General features: G+C 63.7%; 14 protein-coding genes. 11 read left to right on the top strand and 3 right to left on the bottom strand.

Annotated features, from left to right (window positions below):
- Nucleotides 1-21: 21 nt before the first annotated feature.
- Nucleotides 22-537, top strand: coding sequence for a flavodoxin family protein (locus KVP10_RS10000; RefSeq protein ID WP_217964395.1), 516 nt, complete (start codon nt 22-24; stop codon nt 535-537).
- Nucleotides 538-1,151: 614 nt separating this feature from the next.
- On the opposite strand, the gene KVP10_RS09995 is transcribed toward KVP10_RS10000, so the two are convergent.
- Both KVP10_RS09995 and pncB read right to left on the bottom strand, forming a co-directional pair.
- Nucleotides 1,152-1,502 (bottom strand): RidA family protein, encoded by a 351-nt coding sequence (locus KVP10_RS09995; protein WP_217964394.1) that lies wholly within the window; start codon nt 1,500-1,502, stop codon nt 1,152-1,154.
- Between the two features lie 239 nt (nt 1,503-1,741).
- Entirely contained in the window at nt 1,742-2,917 is a 1,176-nt protein-coding gene (pncB, locus tag KVP10_RS09990) for a nicotinate phosphoribosyltransferase (protein ID WP_217964393.1), read from the bottom strand.
- Nucleotides 2,918-3,142: 225 nt separating this feature from the next.
- Between pncB and fdxA the strand changes: the two genes are divergently transcribed.
- The 9 genes from fdxA (at nt 3,143) to KVP10_RS09945 (ending at nt 11,547) form a co-directional block, all read left to right on the top strand.
- A complete protein-coding gene (gene fdxA / locus KVP10_RS09985) occupies nt 3,143-3,466 on the top strand; it encodes a ferredoxin FdxA (RefSeq protein ID WP_217964392.1) in 324 nt (107 codons plus the stop codon).
- Nucleotides 3,467-4,094: 628 nt separating this feature from the next.
- Entirely contained in the window at nt 4,095-5,321 is a 1,227-nt protein-coding gene (locus KVP10_RS09980; RefSeq protein ID WP_217964546.1) for a polyhydroxyalkanoate depolymerase, read from the top strand.
- Nucleotides 5,322-5,437: 116 nt separating this feature from the next.
- On the top strand, nt 5,438-6,073 hold the full coding sequence (rsxB, locus tag KVP10_RS09975; RefSeq protein WP_217964391.1) for an electron transport complex subunit RsxB: 636 nt from the start codon (nt 5,438-5,440) through the stop codon (nt 6,071-6,073).
- The gene (nth, locus tag KVP10_RS09970) at nt 6,070-6,705 is read left to right on the top strand and encodes an endonuclease III (RefSeq protein ID WP_217964390.1); all 636 of its coding nucleotides are present in this window, start codon (nt 6,070-6,072) and stop codon (nt 6,703-6,705) included. Before rsxB ends, nth begins: the two co-directional genes overlap by 4 nt.
- A 127-nt stretch (nt 6,706-6,832) precedes the next feature.
- On the top strand, nt 6,833-7,603 hold the full coding sequence (locus KVP10_RS09965) for an ABC transporter ATP-binding protein (RefSeq protein WP_217964389.1): 771 nt from the start codon (nt 6,833-6,835) through the stop codon (nt 7,601-7,603).
- Nucleotides 7,603-8,316 carry an ABC transporter ATP-binding protein gene (locus KVP10_RS09960; RefSeq protein ID WP_217964388.1) on the top strand — a complete coding sequence of 238 codons (714 nt, stop codon included), beginning with the start codon at nt 7,603-7,605 and terminating at the stop codon, nt 8,314-8,316. The genes KVP10_RS09965 and KVP10_RS09960 overlap by 1 nt, the downstream gene beginning before the upstream one ends.
- Nucleotides 8,317-8,380: 64 nt before the next feature.
- Complete coding sequence (locus tag KVP10_RS09955) at nt 8,381-9,592, top strand: ABC transporter substrate-binding protein (protein ID WP_217964387.1); 1,212 nt, start codon at nt 8,381-8,383, stop codon at nt 9,590-9,592.
- A gap of 96 nt (nt 9,593-9,688) precedes the next feature.
- On the top strand, nt 9,689-10,576 hold the full coding sequence (locus KVP10_RS09950) for a branched-chain amino acid ABC transporter permease (RefSeq protein ID WP_217964386.1): 888 nt from the start codon (nt 9,689-9,691) through the stop codon (nt 10,574-10,576).
- On the top strand, nt 10,573-11,547 hold the full coding sequence (locus KVP10_RS09945; RefSeq protein ID WP_217964385.1) for a branched-chain amino acid ABC transporter permease: 975 nt from the start codon (nt 10,573-10,575) through the stop codon (nt 11,545-11,547). Before KVP10_RS09950 ends, KVP10_RS09945 begins: the two co-directional genes overlap by 4 nt.
- A 60-nt stretch (nt 11,548-11,607) precedes the next feature.
- Here KVP10_RS09945 and KVP10_RS09940 read toward each other — a convergent pair whose 3' ends face one another.
- Nucleotides 11,608-12,546 carry a LysR family transcriptional regulator gene (locus KVP10_RS09940; RefSeq protein ID WP_217964384.1) on the bottom strand — a complete coding sequence of 313 codons (939 nt, stop codon included), beginning with the start codon at nt 12,544-12,546 and terminating at the stop codon, nt 11,608-11,610.
- Between the two features lie 74 nt (nt 12,547-12,620).
- Between KVP10_RS09940 and KVP10_RS09935 the strand changes: the two genes are divergently transcribed.
- Complete coding sequence (locus tag KVP10_RS09935; RefSeq protein ID WP_217964383.1) at nt 12,621-13,793, top strand: M20 metallopeptidase family protein; 1,173 nt, start codon at nt 12,621-12,623, stop codon at nt 13,791-13,793.
- Nucleotides 13,794-13,809: the final 16 nt, after the last annotated feature.

Genomic DNA, 13,809 nt, shown 5'->3' with positions numbered 1-13,809 from the left:
ACGCCATGGCGAATCGCCCCCATGAACCCGTCCGATACCAAGACCCTGCTCATCATCTGGCATTCCCGCACCGGCGCCGCCCTGCAAATGGCGCGCGCCGCACGCCGCGGCGCCCTGGCGGCGGCGCGCGAACTCCAGGCCGGCCCGCGCCTGCGCATCCTGGTCCGCCCTGCCGCACGCGCCACCCCCAAAGACCTGCTGGCCGCCGACGGCATCCTCCTGAGCGCCCCCGAAAACCTCGCCGCCCTGAGCGGCGCCATGAAAGAATTCTTCGACCGCTGCTACTACCCCGTGCTCGACCGCAAGAACGGCACACCCTACGCCCTGATGATCGCCGCCGGCAGCGACGGCGCCTCGGCCGTGCGCCAGGCCGAACGCATCTGCACCGGCTGGCGCCTCACCCCCATCGCCCCCGCCCTCATCGTCTGCACCCACGCCCAGACCCCCGAACGCATCGCCGCCCCCAAGCACATCACCGCCGCCGACCGCGCCCGCTGCGAAACCCTGGGCGGCACACTAGCCGCCCTGCTGCTCTAGGGCCTGTTCACACTAAAAGGGGTGCCGCACTGGCGGACAGAAGCCCGCCAGGCTAGACGCGGGCGAGGCCGCGTGGCTACCCCACGCAACGAGTTCGCAACGACGCATGGTGGGCTTCTATCCGCCAGCCCGCAGCAATACCCCGCAAGAACAAACCCCGCCCAACCGTCTACAAAACGAGCGGAGAGAACGGGGTGCCTCCCGCAGGTGCGTGGGGTACCGCACCGGAGGGAGGTACCCCGTTCTAGGCCGCGCCCAAAGAACCCACTCCACGACGCACCAAAACCAAAACCCATGCCCGTCCACGACACAAGCGGAGAGAACGGGGCACCGCCCGCAGGTGCGTGGGGTACCGCACCGGAGGGAGGTGCCCCGTTCCAGGCCGCGGGCCAAGAACGCAGACCCGCGACGTACCAAAGCCCGCAACCTCCACCCGCCTACACCACGAGCGGAGAGAACGGGGCATCTCCCGGAGGTGCGTGGGGTATCGCACCGGAGGGAGGTGCCCCGTTCTAGGCCGCGTCTCAAAAACCAGCCCCACGACGTACATACATTCACGGCGATCAAAACAACAAAGGGCCGCAACGCGGCCCCCAACAAAGCGACAAAAAAAACTACACCGCCGCCGTCACCACAATCTCGACCTTATAGCCGGGACTGGCCAACCGCGCCTCCACAGTCGCCCGCGCCGGCGCATGCCCCGCCGGCACCCACGCATCCCACGCCTTGTTCATCTCCGAAAACTCCGCAATATTCGCCACAAAAATCTGCGCACGCAGAATCCGCGTCTTGTCCGTCCCCGCCTCGGCCAGCAGCCGATCGATCGTCGCCAGCACCTGCTTGGCCTGCCCCTGCATGTCCAGGCTCGCATCATCAGCCACCTGGCCCGCCAGATACGCCACCCCATTGCATACCGTCATATCCGACATGCGCTTGCCCACATTGAAACGCTTGATCTCACTCATCGTGCTCTCCGCAACCAGTTACCAAAGAGAAAATACCTAAGAGAAAAAAGAGAAAAAGAAAACAAAGCCCGCGATCTTATTCCATTTCCGCGAGCCGCAGCGCCAACGCCCAGCACCCGCCGATCGCAATAATGTTACGCGCCGCGCCCCACATCGACCCGAATAAAAAAACACCGCGCAACACGGTGCCTTCGCTTCACGAGCCTAGCCCGCCATGGACAAGCCCGGCCCACCGGGCCTTAAACCGGAGGCAGCTTGAACACCTGGCGCAAATACGCCAAGTACGCCGGATCGTCGCACATCGTCTTCTCCGGCGCATCCGACACCTTCGCCACCGGCTGGTCATTGCAGCGGACCATCTTCATCACGATCTGCAAAGGCTCATGCCCTAGATCATTCGTCAGATTCGTCCCGATGCCGAACGACAACTTGCAGCGGCCCGCGAAACGCTGCGCCAGCTCGATCGCGCGCGGGATCGTCAGGCTGTCGGAAAACACCAGCGTCTTGGTACGCGGATCGGTGCGATTGGCCTGATAATGCGCCAGCAGCCGTTCGCCCCACAGGAACGGATCGCCAGAATCGTGCCGCGCCCCGTCGAACAACTTGCAGAAATACATATCGAAGTCGCGCAGGAAAGCATCCATTCCATAGACATCCGACAGCGCAATCCCCAGGTCGCCACGGTATTCCTTGGCCCAGACCTCCAGCGCGAACACCTGCGAATCGCGCAGCCGCGGCCCGAGCGCCTGGCAGGCCTGCAGATACTCATGGCCCATCGTGCCCAGCGGCGTCACATTGTGCTTCATCGCCAGCAGCACATTGCTGGTGCCGGCGAAATTCGCCCCCATCTGCGCCATCATCGTGGTCACGACCTCTTCGTGCCACTTCTTCGAGAAACGCCGGCGCGTACCGTATTCCGCCACCCGGAATTCCGCCATTGCCGGATCGTCCGTCACCAGGTGCATCTTCGATTGCAGGCGCTTGCGCCCTTCCCGCCAGTCCGGATCGCGGCACTCGTTGCGGAAATAGACCTCGTTGACGATCGCCAGCACCGGGATCTCGAACAGGATCGTGTGCAGCCACGGCCCCTTCACCGTGATGTCGATTTCCCCCGGAACACTGCTGGGCGTCACCGTGATGCACTTCTCGGGCAGGTGGAACAGCCCCAGGAAATCCACGAAATCGCTCTTGATGAAGCGCAGCCCGCGCAGGTATGCCAGCTCGGCGTCGGTAAACCGCAGCTTGCACAGCGCCTTGATTTCGGCGCGGATTTCATCGAGGTAGATGCTGAGATTGATGCCGGGATTGCGGCACTTGTAGCGATACTCGACCTGCGCCGCCGGAAAATGATGCAATACCACCTGCATCATCGAGAATTTATAGAGATCGGTATCGAGCAGCGAAGTGATAATCATCGGAACACGCAGGTCGTTTTGGCTACCATAGCATATTGTCCAAGCCAGTGATGGCGCGCCACGCCGCGCCCGCGGCGGGATGCTCCCCGCGGCCCGCATGCCGCCCGGATACGCCAAGCGCAAAGACCGGCAGGCACGGAAGGTCTATGCCGGACGCTCCATGCTTATTAGGTAAAATTCATACGTGCGCGAATCGCGCTACCCTGATTGCCGCTGGAGCTCTACATGACTCACGTCGTGACCGAAAATTGTATCAAGTGCAAATATACCGACTGCGTCGACGTGTGTCCCGTGGACTGCTTCCGCGAGGGTCCCAACTACCTGATGATCGATCCCGACGAGTGCATAGACTGCGCCGTCTGTGTGCCTGAGTGCCCCGCCAACGCCATTTTCGCCGAAGAAGACGTACCCCAGGACCAAGTGCCGTTCATCGCCCTGAATGCCGAAATGGCTCCCGGCCTGCCTACCATCAACCGCTCCAAGAAAGCCCCCGAAGATGCCGACGAATGGAACGGCGTTGAAGGGAAACTGAAATACCTCGAACGCTAGGCGGCACGCCCGCATGCGGCCCGGACCGGGCCACTTTGTGTTGCGGCACAGCAACATTTCGAGCCGTTACAAACGCCTCGCTGCGACGCCCGGCGCGCACGCCGTGCACGTCTCCCGGGATCGCCACGCAGGCGAGCCGCCCGGCGCCCGCCCCGCTTGCCGCTGGCACCGTTACAGGCCGCCCGCCGATATTCTTCTGCTCCCCCGCCTGGCCTTGCCGGGCGCGCCCCAGGCGCGTCTCGCCGCATCGATCGCCTCTGGCGAACCGCAAAAACCCGCCGTCGACCGGCCTGGATCCGGCCAGCCCGGCAGCCGTGCTTTACGGCAATCCCGCCATGCCCGCCGACGCCCGAAAACCGCAATCCGGACAGGGTCTTGCGGCCGGATACTACGGGAACGTCAGGGATCTTGCGGTAGAAAACGATTGTTAATTCGGCTAATTTGGTACTTGTAAATTTTGTATTTGTATTAACCTTAGCAATTAGCATAGAACCTCCTGGCCTATCGAACCGTCCCGAATGCCATAAGACACCCAGGGCGGCGCGCGATGCGCCCATGAGGCCGAGACCCGGCCCACATGTGCAGCCGGCACAAAAAAAAACCACTCCCACGAGGGGCCCATATGTCCATGCTGTACCAGTTTTACGATCTCCAGCGTTCTTTCCTGAGCCCGTTGGCAGCATTCACCGACACCGGCTCCCAGCTGTTTTCCCACCCCTGCAGCCCGCTGGCCTACACGCCGGTGTCACGGCAGATCGCCGCCGCCTACGAACTGGTGCATCGCCTGGGCAAAGACTACGAAAAACCCCAGTGGGGCATAGACAGCGTCGAAATCGCCGGACATGCGGCCGCGGTACAGCCCCGCATTGCCCTGGACAAGCCCTTCTGCAAGCTGGTGCATTTCGAATGCGAACGCCCGGCCTCGGCCGGCCAGGCGCCGGCGGTGCTGTTGGTGGCCCCGCTATCGGGCCACCACGCCACCCTGCTGCGCGACACCGTGCGCAGCCTGCTGCCGGAACACGAGGTCTACATCACCGACTGGGTCGATGCGCGCATGGTGCCGCAGTCGGCGGGCCCCTTCCACCTGGACGACTATGTCCACTACATAGAAGAGTTCATCCGCCTGCTGGGCCCCGACCTGCACGTCATCTCGGTCTGCCAGCCCACCGTGCCGGTGCTGGCCGCCATATCCCTCATGGCCGCCCGGGGCGAAACCTGTCTGCCGCGCAGCATGGTCATGATGGGCGGGCCCATAGACACGCGCCAGTCGCCCACCCAGGTCAACCGCCTGGCCACCACCCATGCGTACTCCTGGTTCGAAGACAACCTGATCCACCGCGTGCCCACCCGCTATCCCGGCGCCGGGCGCCGCGTCTATCCGGGCTTCCTGCAGCACGCCGGGTTCATGGCCATGAACCCCGACCGCCACTTGCGCTCGCACTATGACTTCTACCTGCACCTGGTGCGCGGCAGCAACGACGACGCCGAGGCCCATCGGCGCTTCTACGACGAATACAACGCCGTGCTCGACATGCCTGCCGAGTTCTACCTCGACACCATCAAGACCGTCTTCCAGGAACATCAATTGCCTCTGGGTACCTGGGAAATCGATGGCCAGCATGTCGACCCGGGCGCCATCCGCAGCGTGGCCCTGCTGACCATCGAAGGCGAACTCGACGACATCTCCGGCCTGGGCCAGACCCATGCCGCCCTCGATATGTGCAGCCATATCCCCAAAGACCGCAAGCAGCGCTACACCGCGCCGCGCTGCGGCCACTACGGCATATTCTCGGGCCGGCGCTGGCGCGAAACGATTTGCCCTAAAATAGCCGAGTTCATAAAACTGTCGGCATAAAAGCCGCGCGCGGCGCCCTTGCGGCGCAACACGCGCCCGGCGCCGCCAAAGCGCGGCCCGGCAACATTGCCATAGCGCCACACTGCGGCAGCCCCGGGCTGCCGTATTTCATTGCCATGCATCCATCGTCGCTGGTCGAGCGCATCGACGCCATCCTGCCCCAGACCCAATGCACCAAATGCGGTTATGACGGCTGCAGGCCTTATGCCGAAGCCCTGGCGCGGGGCGAGGCCGATATCAATCGCTGCCCGCCGGGCGGCGCGGCCGGCATAGACGCGCTCGCCGCCCTGCTCGGCCGCCCGGCCCGGCCGCTGGACCCCGAATGCGGCGTACATAGGCCGCTGCAGGTCGCCGTCATCGACGAGGCCCATTGCATAGGCTGCACCCTGTGCATCCAGGCCTGTCCGGTCGATGCCATCGTCGGCGCCGCCAAATTCATGCATACCGTGCTGGCCGACGCCTGTACCGGCTGCGACCTGTGCGTGCCACCCTGCCCGGTCGACTGCATCGCCATGGTGCCCGCCGGCCACGACTGGACCGCCGCCCATGCCGAGCGCGCGCGCCAGGACTACGAACGGCGCCAGGACCGCCTGGCCGCGCAGCACCACGAAGATTCGACGCTGGCCGCCCGGACGCTGGCCAACAAGGCTGCGGTAGCGCGCGCCGCCCACAACGATGCGGACGCCAAGCGCCGGATCATCGCCGACGCCCTGGCCCGGGCCAGGGCGCGCCGCCACACGAGGCCCGCATGAACGCCGCCAAACGCAAGGAAATCTTCGCCCGACTGCAGGCGGCCGACCCTTCGCCCACCACCGAGCTGCACTACGGCAGCACCTTCCAGTTGCTCATCGCCGTCATGCTCTCGGCCCAGGCTACCGACAAATCGGTCAACCTGGCCACCCGGCATTTCTTTCCGCAGCATGGCACCGCGCAAGGACTGCTCGACCTCGGGCTGGAACGCCTGACCGACTTCATCAAGACCATAGGCCTGTACCGCACCAAGGCGCGCAACGTCATCCGCACCTGCCAGATCCTGGTCGAGCAATACCACGGCGAGGTGCCGCACGACCGCGCGGCGCTCGAGGCGCTGCCCGGCGTCGGCCGCAAGACCGCCAATGTGGTGCTCAACACCGCCTTCGGCGAACCCACCATCGCCGTCGATACCCACATTTTCAGGGTCGCCAACCGCACCGGGCTCGCCCCCGGCAAGACCGTGCTCGAGGTCGAGCGCAAGCTCGAAAAATTCGTCCCGCCCGAATACCGGCTCAATGCCCACCATTGGCTGATCCTGCATGGTCGATACATATGTATCGCCCGCAAGCCCAAGTGCCCGCAGTGCGGCATCGCCGATCTTTGCGAATACCGGCACAAGACGCCGGCCTGAACAGCCCCGACCGGTTAAGGGTTTTCCATAAACCTATGTAAAACCCCCATGTCAATTTACAGGGGGCAATTGCATACTCATGCCTGTTTGATTTGTCCCTTTGAACCGGCTAACGACACCCGCGGGCATGAGCGATTTCATTCTAGAAACCAGGCACCTCGTCAAGGAATTCCGAGGCTTCGTTGCCGTCAACGACGTCAACCTGCAAGTCACTCGCGGCCATATCCACGCCCTGATCGGGCCCAATGGCGCAGGCAAGACCACCTGCTTCAACCTGCTCACCAAGTTCCTCACTCCAACTTCGGGCAGCATCCTGTTCGCCGGCACCGACATTACCTCCGAGGCGCCGGCGTATATCGCGCGCCGCGGCATCATCCGTTCGTTCCAGATCTCGGCCGTGTTCCCGCAGCTCTCGGTGCTCGAGAACGTGCGCATCGGCCTGCAGCGCCCCACCGGCCTGTCCTACCACTTCTGGCGCAGCGACAAGTGCCTGAACCGGCTGAACGACCGCGCCATGGAACTATTGGCCGAAGTCGACCTGGCCGATTTCGCGCACGAAAACACCGCCAACCTGCCCTATGGCCGCAAGCGCGCGCTCGAGATCGCCACTACGCTCGCCATGGAACCCGAACTCATGCTGCTGGACGAACCCACCCAGGGCATGGGGCACGAAGACGTCGACCGCGTGACCCGCCTCATCGAGAAGGTCAGCGCCGGACGCACCATCCTCATGGTCGAGCACAACATGAACGTCATCGCCTCGATCGCCGACCGCATCACCGTGCTGGCGCGCGGCTCGGTGCTGGCCGAAGGCAGCTACCAGGAAGTCTCGCGCAATCCGGCGGTGATGGAAGCCTACATGGGCACCACCGAAGGCGAACTCGAAGGAGCCCATTAATGTCCGCCCAAGCACTGGAAATCTCCGACCTGCAGGCCTGGTACGGCGAATCGCATGTCCTGCACGGCGTCAATCTCGAAGTGGCCCAGGGCGAGGTCGTCACGCTGCTCGGGCGCAACGGCTCGGGGCGCACCACCACGCTGCGCGCCATCCTGGGCCTGACCGGCACGCGCAAAGGCTCGATCCGCATCCGCGGCACCGAATCCATCGAGCTGCCCACCTACAAGGTCGCCCATCTGGGCGTCGGCTATTGCCCCGAAGAACGCGGCATCTTCGCCGGCCTGTCCTGCGAAGAAAACCTGCTGCTGCCGCCCGTGGTGGGCGACACGCTGGGCGGCGGCATGTCGCTGGCCGAAATCTACGAAATGTTCCCCAACCTGCAGGAACGCCGCCATTCTCCGGGCACCCGGCTGTCGGGCGGCGAGCAGCAGATGCTGGCCGTGGCCCGCATCCTGCGCACCGGCGCCAACCTGCTGCTGCTGGACGAAATTTCCGAAGGCCTGGCGCCCGTCATCGTGCAGGCCCTGGCACGCATGATCAAGGCCCTGAAGAGCAAAGGCTATACCATCATCATGGTCGAACAGAATTTCCGTTTCGCGGCCCCGCTGGCCGACCGCTTCTATGTCATGGAACACGGCCAGATCGTCGAGCAATTCGACGCGGCCGAACTTCCTGCCAAGCAGGATGTGCTCAATACGCTGCTGGGCGTCTAGCCCGGCGGCGCAGGACACTAGGTAACGACCGGGTCGTCCGGTATAACAACAGCAAGGAGATCTTATGAAACTGCGTACACTATCCGCAGCATTCGCCCTAGCCGGGCTCTGCCTTACCGGGCCGAGCCAGGCGGCGGGTATTTCCAAGAGCACCATCAAGATCGGTTTCATCACCGATATGTCCGGCGTCTACTCGGACATCGACGGCAAGGGGGGCGCCGAAGCCATCCGCATGGCGATCGCCGATGCGGGCGGCCAGATCGACGGCAAGAAAATAGAGCTGCTGGTGGCCGACCACCAGAACAAGGCCGACGTCGCCTCGTCCAAGGCGCGCGAATGGATCGACCAGCAGCACATCGACCTGCTCATCGGCGGCACCAATTCCGGCACCAACCTCGCCATGGCGGGCGTGGCCGAAGCCAAGCATGTGCCCTTCATCGCCGTGGGCCCCGGTTCTTCGGCCCTGACCAACGAGCATTGCTCGCCCTACACCATCCACTACGCCTACAACACCGTCGCGCTGGCCCGCGGCACGGGTTCGGCCATCATCAAGAATGGCGGCAAGACCTGGTACTTCCTGACAGTGGACTATGCCTTCGGCCACTCGCTCGAGGCCGACAGCGCCAAGGTCGTCAAGGCCGAAGGCGGCAAGGTGCTGGGCCAGGTGCGCTTCCCGCTGGGCACTTCCGACTTTTCCTCGTACCTGCTGCAGGCACAGGGCTCCAAGGCCCAGGTGCTGGGCCTGGCCGACGCCGGCGGCGACTTCATCAACTCCGTCAAGGCCGCCAAGGAATTCGGCCTGACCAAGACCATGAAGCTGGCCGGCCTGCTGGTGTTCATCAACGACGTGAACTCGCTGGGCCTGGACGCCACGCAGGGCCTGTACCTGACCACCGCCTGGTACTGGAACCAGAACGACGAATCGCGCAAGTGGGCGCAGCGCTTCTATGAAAAGATGAAGCGCATGCCGTCCTTCGTGCAGGCCGGCGACTATTCCGCCGCGTCCTTCTTCCTGAAGGCCATGAAAGCCACCAACTCGGACGATGGCCAAACCAACATGAAGTGGATGAAGTCCAACAAGATCCACGACATGTTCACCGCCAATGGCTATGTGCGTCCGGACGGCCTGATGATGCACGACATGTTCCTGGCCCAGGTCAAGAAACCCTCCGAATCCAAGAAGCCCTGGGATTACTACAACATCCTGCAAACCCTGCCCGCCGAAAAGGTCTATGGCCCGCTCAGCGAGTCGACCTGCAAGTTCGTCAAGAAATAATCGCACGCCCCGACAGGCACGCCTTCCGCTGCTGCGGAAGGCGTGCCTGTGCCCATCATCGGCGCAATTCCGTCTTGCCATGGATTACCCCTCGATATGACTGAGATATTCGGCATACCTATACAAGCCTTCCTGGGCCAGCTGCTGCTGGGCCTGGTCAATGGCTCGTTCTACGCGGTGCTTTCACTGGGCCTCGCCGTCATATTCGGTCTGCTCAACATCATCAATTTCGCCCACGGCGCCATGTACATGACGGGCGCCTTCATCACCTGGATGGGCCTGCAGTATCTGGGAATCAACTACTGGTTCATGCTGATCCTCGCCCCCATCATCGTGGGACTGTTCGGCATCGTCATGGAACGCCTGCTGCTCAAGCACCTGTACAAGCTCGACCACCTCTATGGCCTGCTGCTCACCTTCGGCCTGGCCATGCTCATCGAAGGCCTGTTCCGCAGCCTCTACGGCGTCTCGGGCCAGCCCTACAACACGCCGCCCGAATTGCAAGGCGCGCTGAACCTGGGCTTCATGTTCCTGCCCGTCTATCGCGGCTGGGTCATCGTGGCATCGCTCATCGTCTGCTTCGCCACCTGGTTCGTCATCGAAAAAACGCGTCTCGGCGCCCTGCTGCGAGCCGGCACCGAAAACCCCAAGCTGGTCGAAGCCTTCGGCGTCAACGTTCCCCTGGTCGTCACCATCACCTATGGTTTCGGCGTAGGCCTGGCGGGCTTCGCCGGCGTGCTGGCCGCCCCCGTCCTGCAGGTGTCGCCGCTGATGGGCTCCAACCTCATCATCGTGGTCTTCGCGGTCGTGGTCATCGGCGGCATGGGCTCCATCCTCGGTTCCATCGTCACCGGCCTGGGACTGGGCGTCATCGAAGGCCTGACCAAGGTGTTCTGGCCCCAGGCGTCCAACACCGTCGTCTTCATCATCATGGTCATCGTGCTGCTGCTGCGCCCGGCCGGACTGTTCGGGAAAGAGAAATGAATCGTCAACTGCTCGCCTACGCACTGGCCATCATCGTCATCGCCCTGCTGCCAATGCTGGGCGCCTACCCCATCTTCGTCATGAAGGTGATGTGCTATGCCCTCTTCGCCTGCGCCTTCAACCTGCTGCTGGGCTACACCGGCCTGCTTTCCTTCGGCCATGCAGCCTTCCTGGGCGGCGCCGCATACGCCACCGGCCAGGCACTGACAGCCTGGGGCCTGCCCACCTTGGTCGGCCTGATTTTCGGCACCGCCGTGGCCGCGGTCATGGGGCTGATCATGGGCATACTGGCGATCCGCCGCAGCGGCATCTATTTCGCCATGATCACCCTAGCCATGGCGCAAATGGCCTTCTTCTTCTTTCTGCAGGCGCCCTTCACCGGCGGCGAAGACGGCCTGCAAGGCATACCGCGCGGCAGCATATTCGGTCTCGACCTCAAGAGCGACCTGCACCTGTATTACGTGGTCATGGCCATCTTCGTGCTCAGCTATGCCCTCATCTGGCGCACCATCAACTCGCCCTTCGGCCAGGTGCTCAAGGCCGTCCGCGAAAACGAGCCGCGCGCCATCTCCCTGGGCTATAACGCCAACGGCTACAAGCTGCTGGCCTTCGTCCTGTCGGCCGCGCTGGCCGGCCTGGCCGGCGCCACCAAGGCCTTGGTATTCGTCTCGGCGACCCTGTCCGATGCCACCTGGCAGATGTCGGGCCTGGTCATCCTCATGACCCTGATCGGCGGCATGGGCACCTTCACCGGCCCCGTCGTCGGCGCCTTCATCGTGGTACTGCTCGAAAACAAGGTCGGCGACTTCGGCCGCTTCCTGGCACAGTTGAGCGGCCTGAACTGGTTCCAGTCCCTGGGAGAATCGGTCACCATCGTCATCGGCCTGATCTTCATCGTCTGCGTCATGGCCTTCCGCCGCGGCATCGTGGGCGAGATCGTCCACCACTTCCGCCCGAAAAAGGCATCCTGAACTTGTCGTGCGCGCCCGCGACCGCCCAGCCATCCACGGCAGGCGGCCGCGATAGATGATTCAGGCCGGGCCGCCGAGACGCGCCACTTCCAGGCGAATCAGATCCCGCAGCCACGCATTGTCCTTCATGGCATCGTTCCTCGAATGCCAGATCAGCGACACGGTATATTCCGGCAGATCAATAGGGACTGCGCAAAAAGCCAGCCCCGCCAGTTGGCCGAAAGAAACCGCCACGTGCCGCGGTACGGTGCTGACCGCGTCGGTGCTCTTGAGCAGCGCAATCAGGCCCGCGTAATGGCTGGTCGAGGTCAACACCTTCCGATGCAGGCCGGCCTCCTCCAGGGCGGCGTCCACCACCCCGCGCGACTTCTTCTGGCTGGTCACAATGATATGCGGCAAGGCGATGTATTGGTCCAGATCGATGTCGCCGCTTGCGCCGATGCGCGCGGGATCATACATGCAGACATAGTCCGCGCACAGACATTTCTCTATGTGCAGGGACGGCTCGGGCTCGCGAGGCGGCGAGCTCAGTGCCAAATCGGTGGCATCGTCCTCCAGCATGTCGACCACGTTGGCGCGCGACAACTGGACGGTGTTCAGCCTGATCAGAGGATATTTCGCCTGTAGCGCCTTCAATAGCCGCGGCACCAGCGTGACTTCGAGATCGTCGCTCAGGCCCAGCACGAACGTGCGCTGGTCTTGCTCCGGGTCGAACGACATGCCTTGCGACAAAACTTCCTGAATGGCCGCAATCGGGCCGCCGAGCAAGGCCGCCACCTTGCGCGCATGCGCAGTGGGTTCCATTCCCGCTGGCGTCCTGACGAACAGCGGATCGGCCAGCAACTCGCGCAGCCGGGACAGCGCCGCACTGACCGCCGCCTGCGTGACGCACAGTTTTTCCGCCGCCCGGGTCACGCTGCCTTCGCGCATCAACACCAGGAAGATGACGAGCAGATTCAGGTTGACCCGACGCAGATAACTTTCATTTATGTCCGGCATAAATATATATAGCTTTGGGCGCAGAGCGACGATTGGGATACTACACGGAAAGCAGCCATGAGCCGAATCGAACAATGCCCGCCGCCATCGTTTTCTCCGACCAGGACATAGCCCGCGCCGTCGACATCCGGCGCCAGTTGCACCGCAACCCTGAACTCCAGTTCGAGGAGCATTCCACGGCAGGGCTGGTCGCCCGGGAGCTGGCGGAACTGGGGTTCGCGGTCCGGACCGGCGTGGCCTGCACCGGAGTGCTGGCCGACATGCAGGGCCGCCCAGGCAGCAAGACCGTCGCCCTGCGCGCCGACATGGATGCGCTGCCGATCGTCGAATGCACCGGGCTGGAGCATGCATCCCGGACACCCGGCAAGATGCACGCCTGCGGCCACGACGGCCATACCGCGAGCCTGCTGCTGGCCGCGCGCGCCATCGCCCGCATCATGCCGGGCCTCGACGGCCGTGTGCGGCTGCTGTTCCAGCCGGCCGAGGAAAGCGGCAAGGGCGCGAAGCAAATGATCGCCGACGGCGCGCTCGAAGGCGTGGACGCCATCTTCGGCTATCACAACCGCCCCGGCCTGCGCCGCGGCCAGATCGCCGTCAAGGCCGGCCCCACTTGCGGCGGCGGCGACCGCGTGCAGGTCGTCATACACGGCAAGGCCGGCCATGCGTCGCGGCCCCACCTGGCGGTGGATCCCATCTATGTCGCGACACTCGTGATCCAGGCCTGGCATGGCCTGGTCTCGCGCAGCCTGTCCGCGCTCTCTTCCGGCGTGATTTCGGTGACCAGCATGCATGCTGGCTCGCAGGCCAATGCGGGATCGATACCCGAGCGCTGCGAAATGCTCGTCAATATCCGTTCAGATTCCCCGCAAACCCGCGAAGTGCTATTGACGCAGGCGCAGCGCCTGGCCACGGGCATCTGCGAGATGCACGGGGCGCGAGCCGAAATACGCATCTTGTCGTCGGTGCCCGCCGTAGTCAACGACGCGGCCATGGCCGGCCTTGTCGCCGACGCCCTGCGCGAGGCCGACGGCGTAGGGCCCGTGCTGCAGTTGTCTTCCCTGCCCACGATCGGCGGCGAAGATTTTTCTTATTACCTGCAGCGTATTCCCGGCTGCCTGTACTTCGTAGGCATGGGCGAAGAGCATGCCGATCTGCACAGCAGCAGCTACGACTTCTGCGACGCGGTGCTGCCGGTAGCCGCAAGCGCCTTCGCCCACATCGCCCGGGCCTGGCTCATGCGCGAATGAGGCGATGCCGCGGGCA

Origin of the sequence: Candidimonas humi, from assembly GCF_019166065.1 — a bacterium.
GTDB classification, from domain to species: Bacteria; Pseudomonadota; Gammaproteobacteria; order Burkholderiales; family Burkholderiaceae_B; genus Candidimonas; species Candidimonas humi.
Note: the sequence above shows the minus strand (reverse complement) of the source record. Positions and strands in the feature narration are given on the sequence as shown.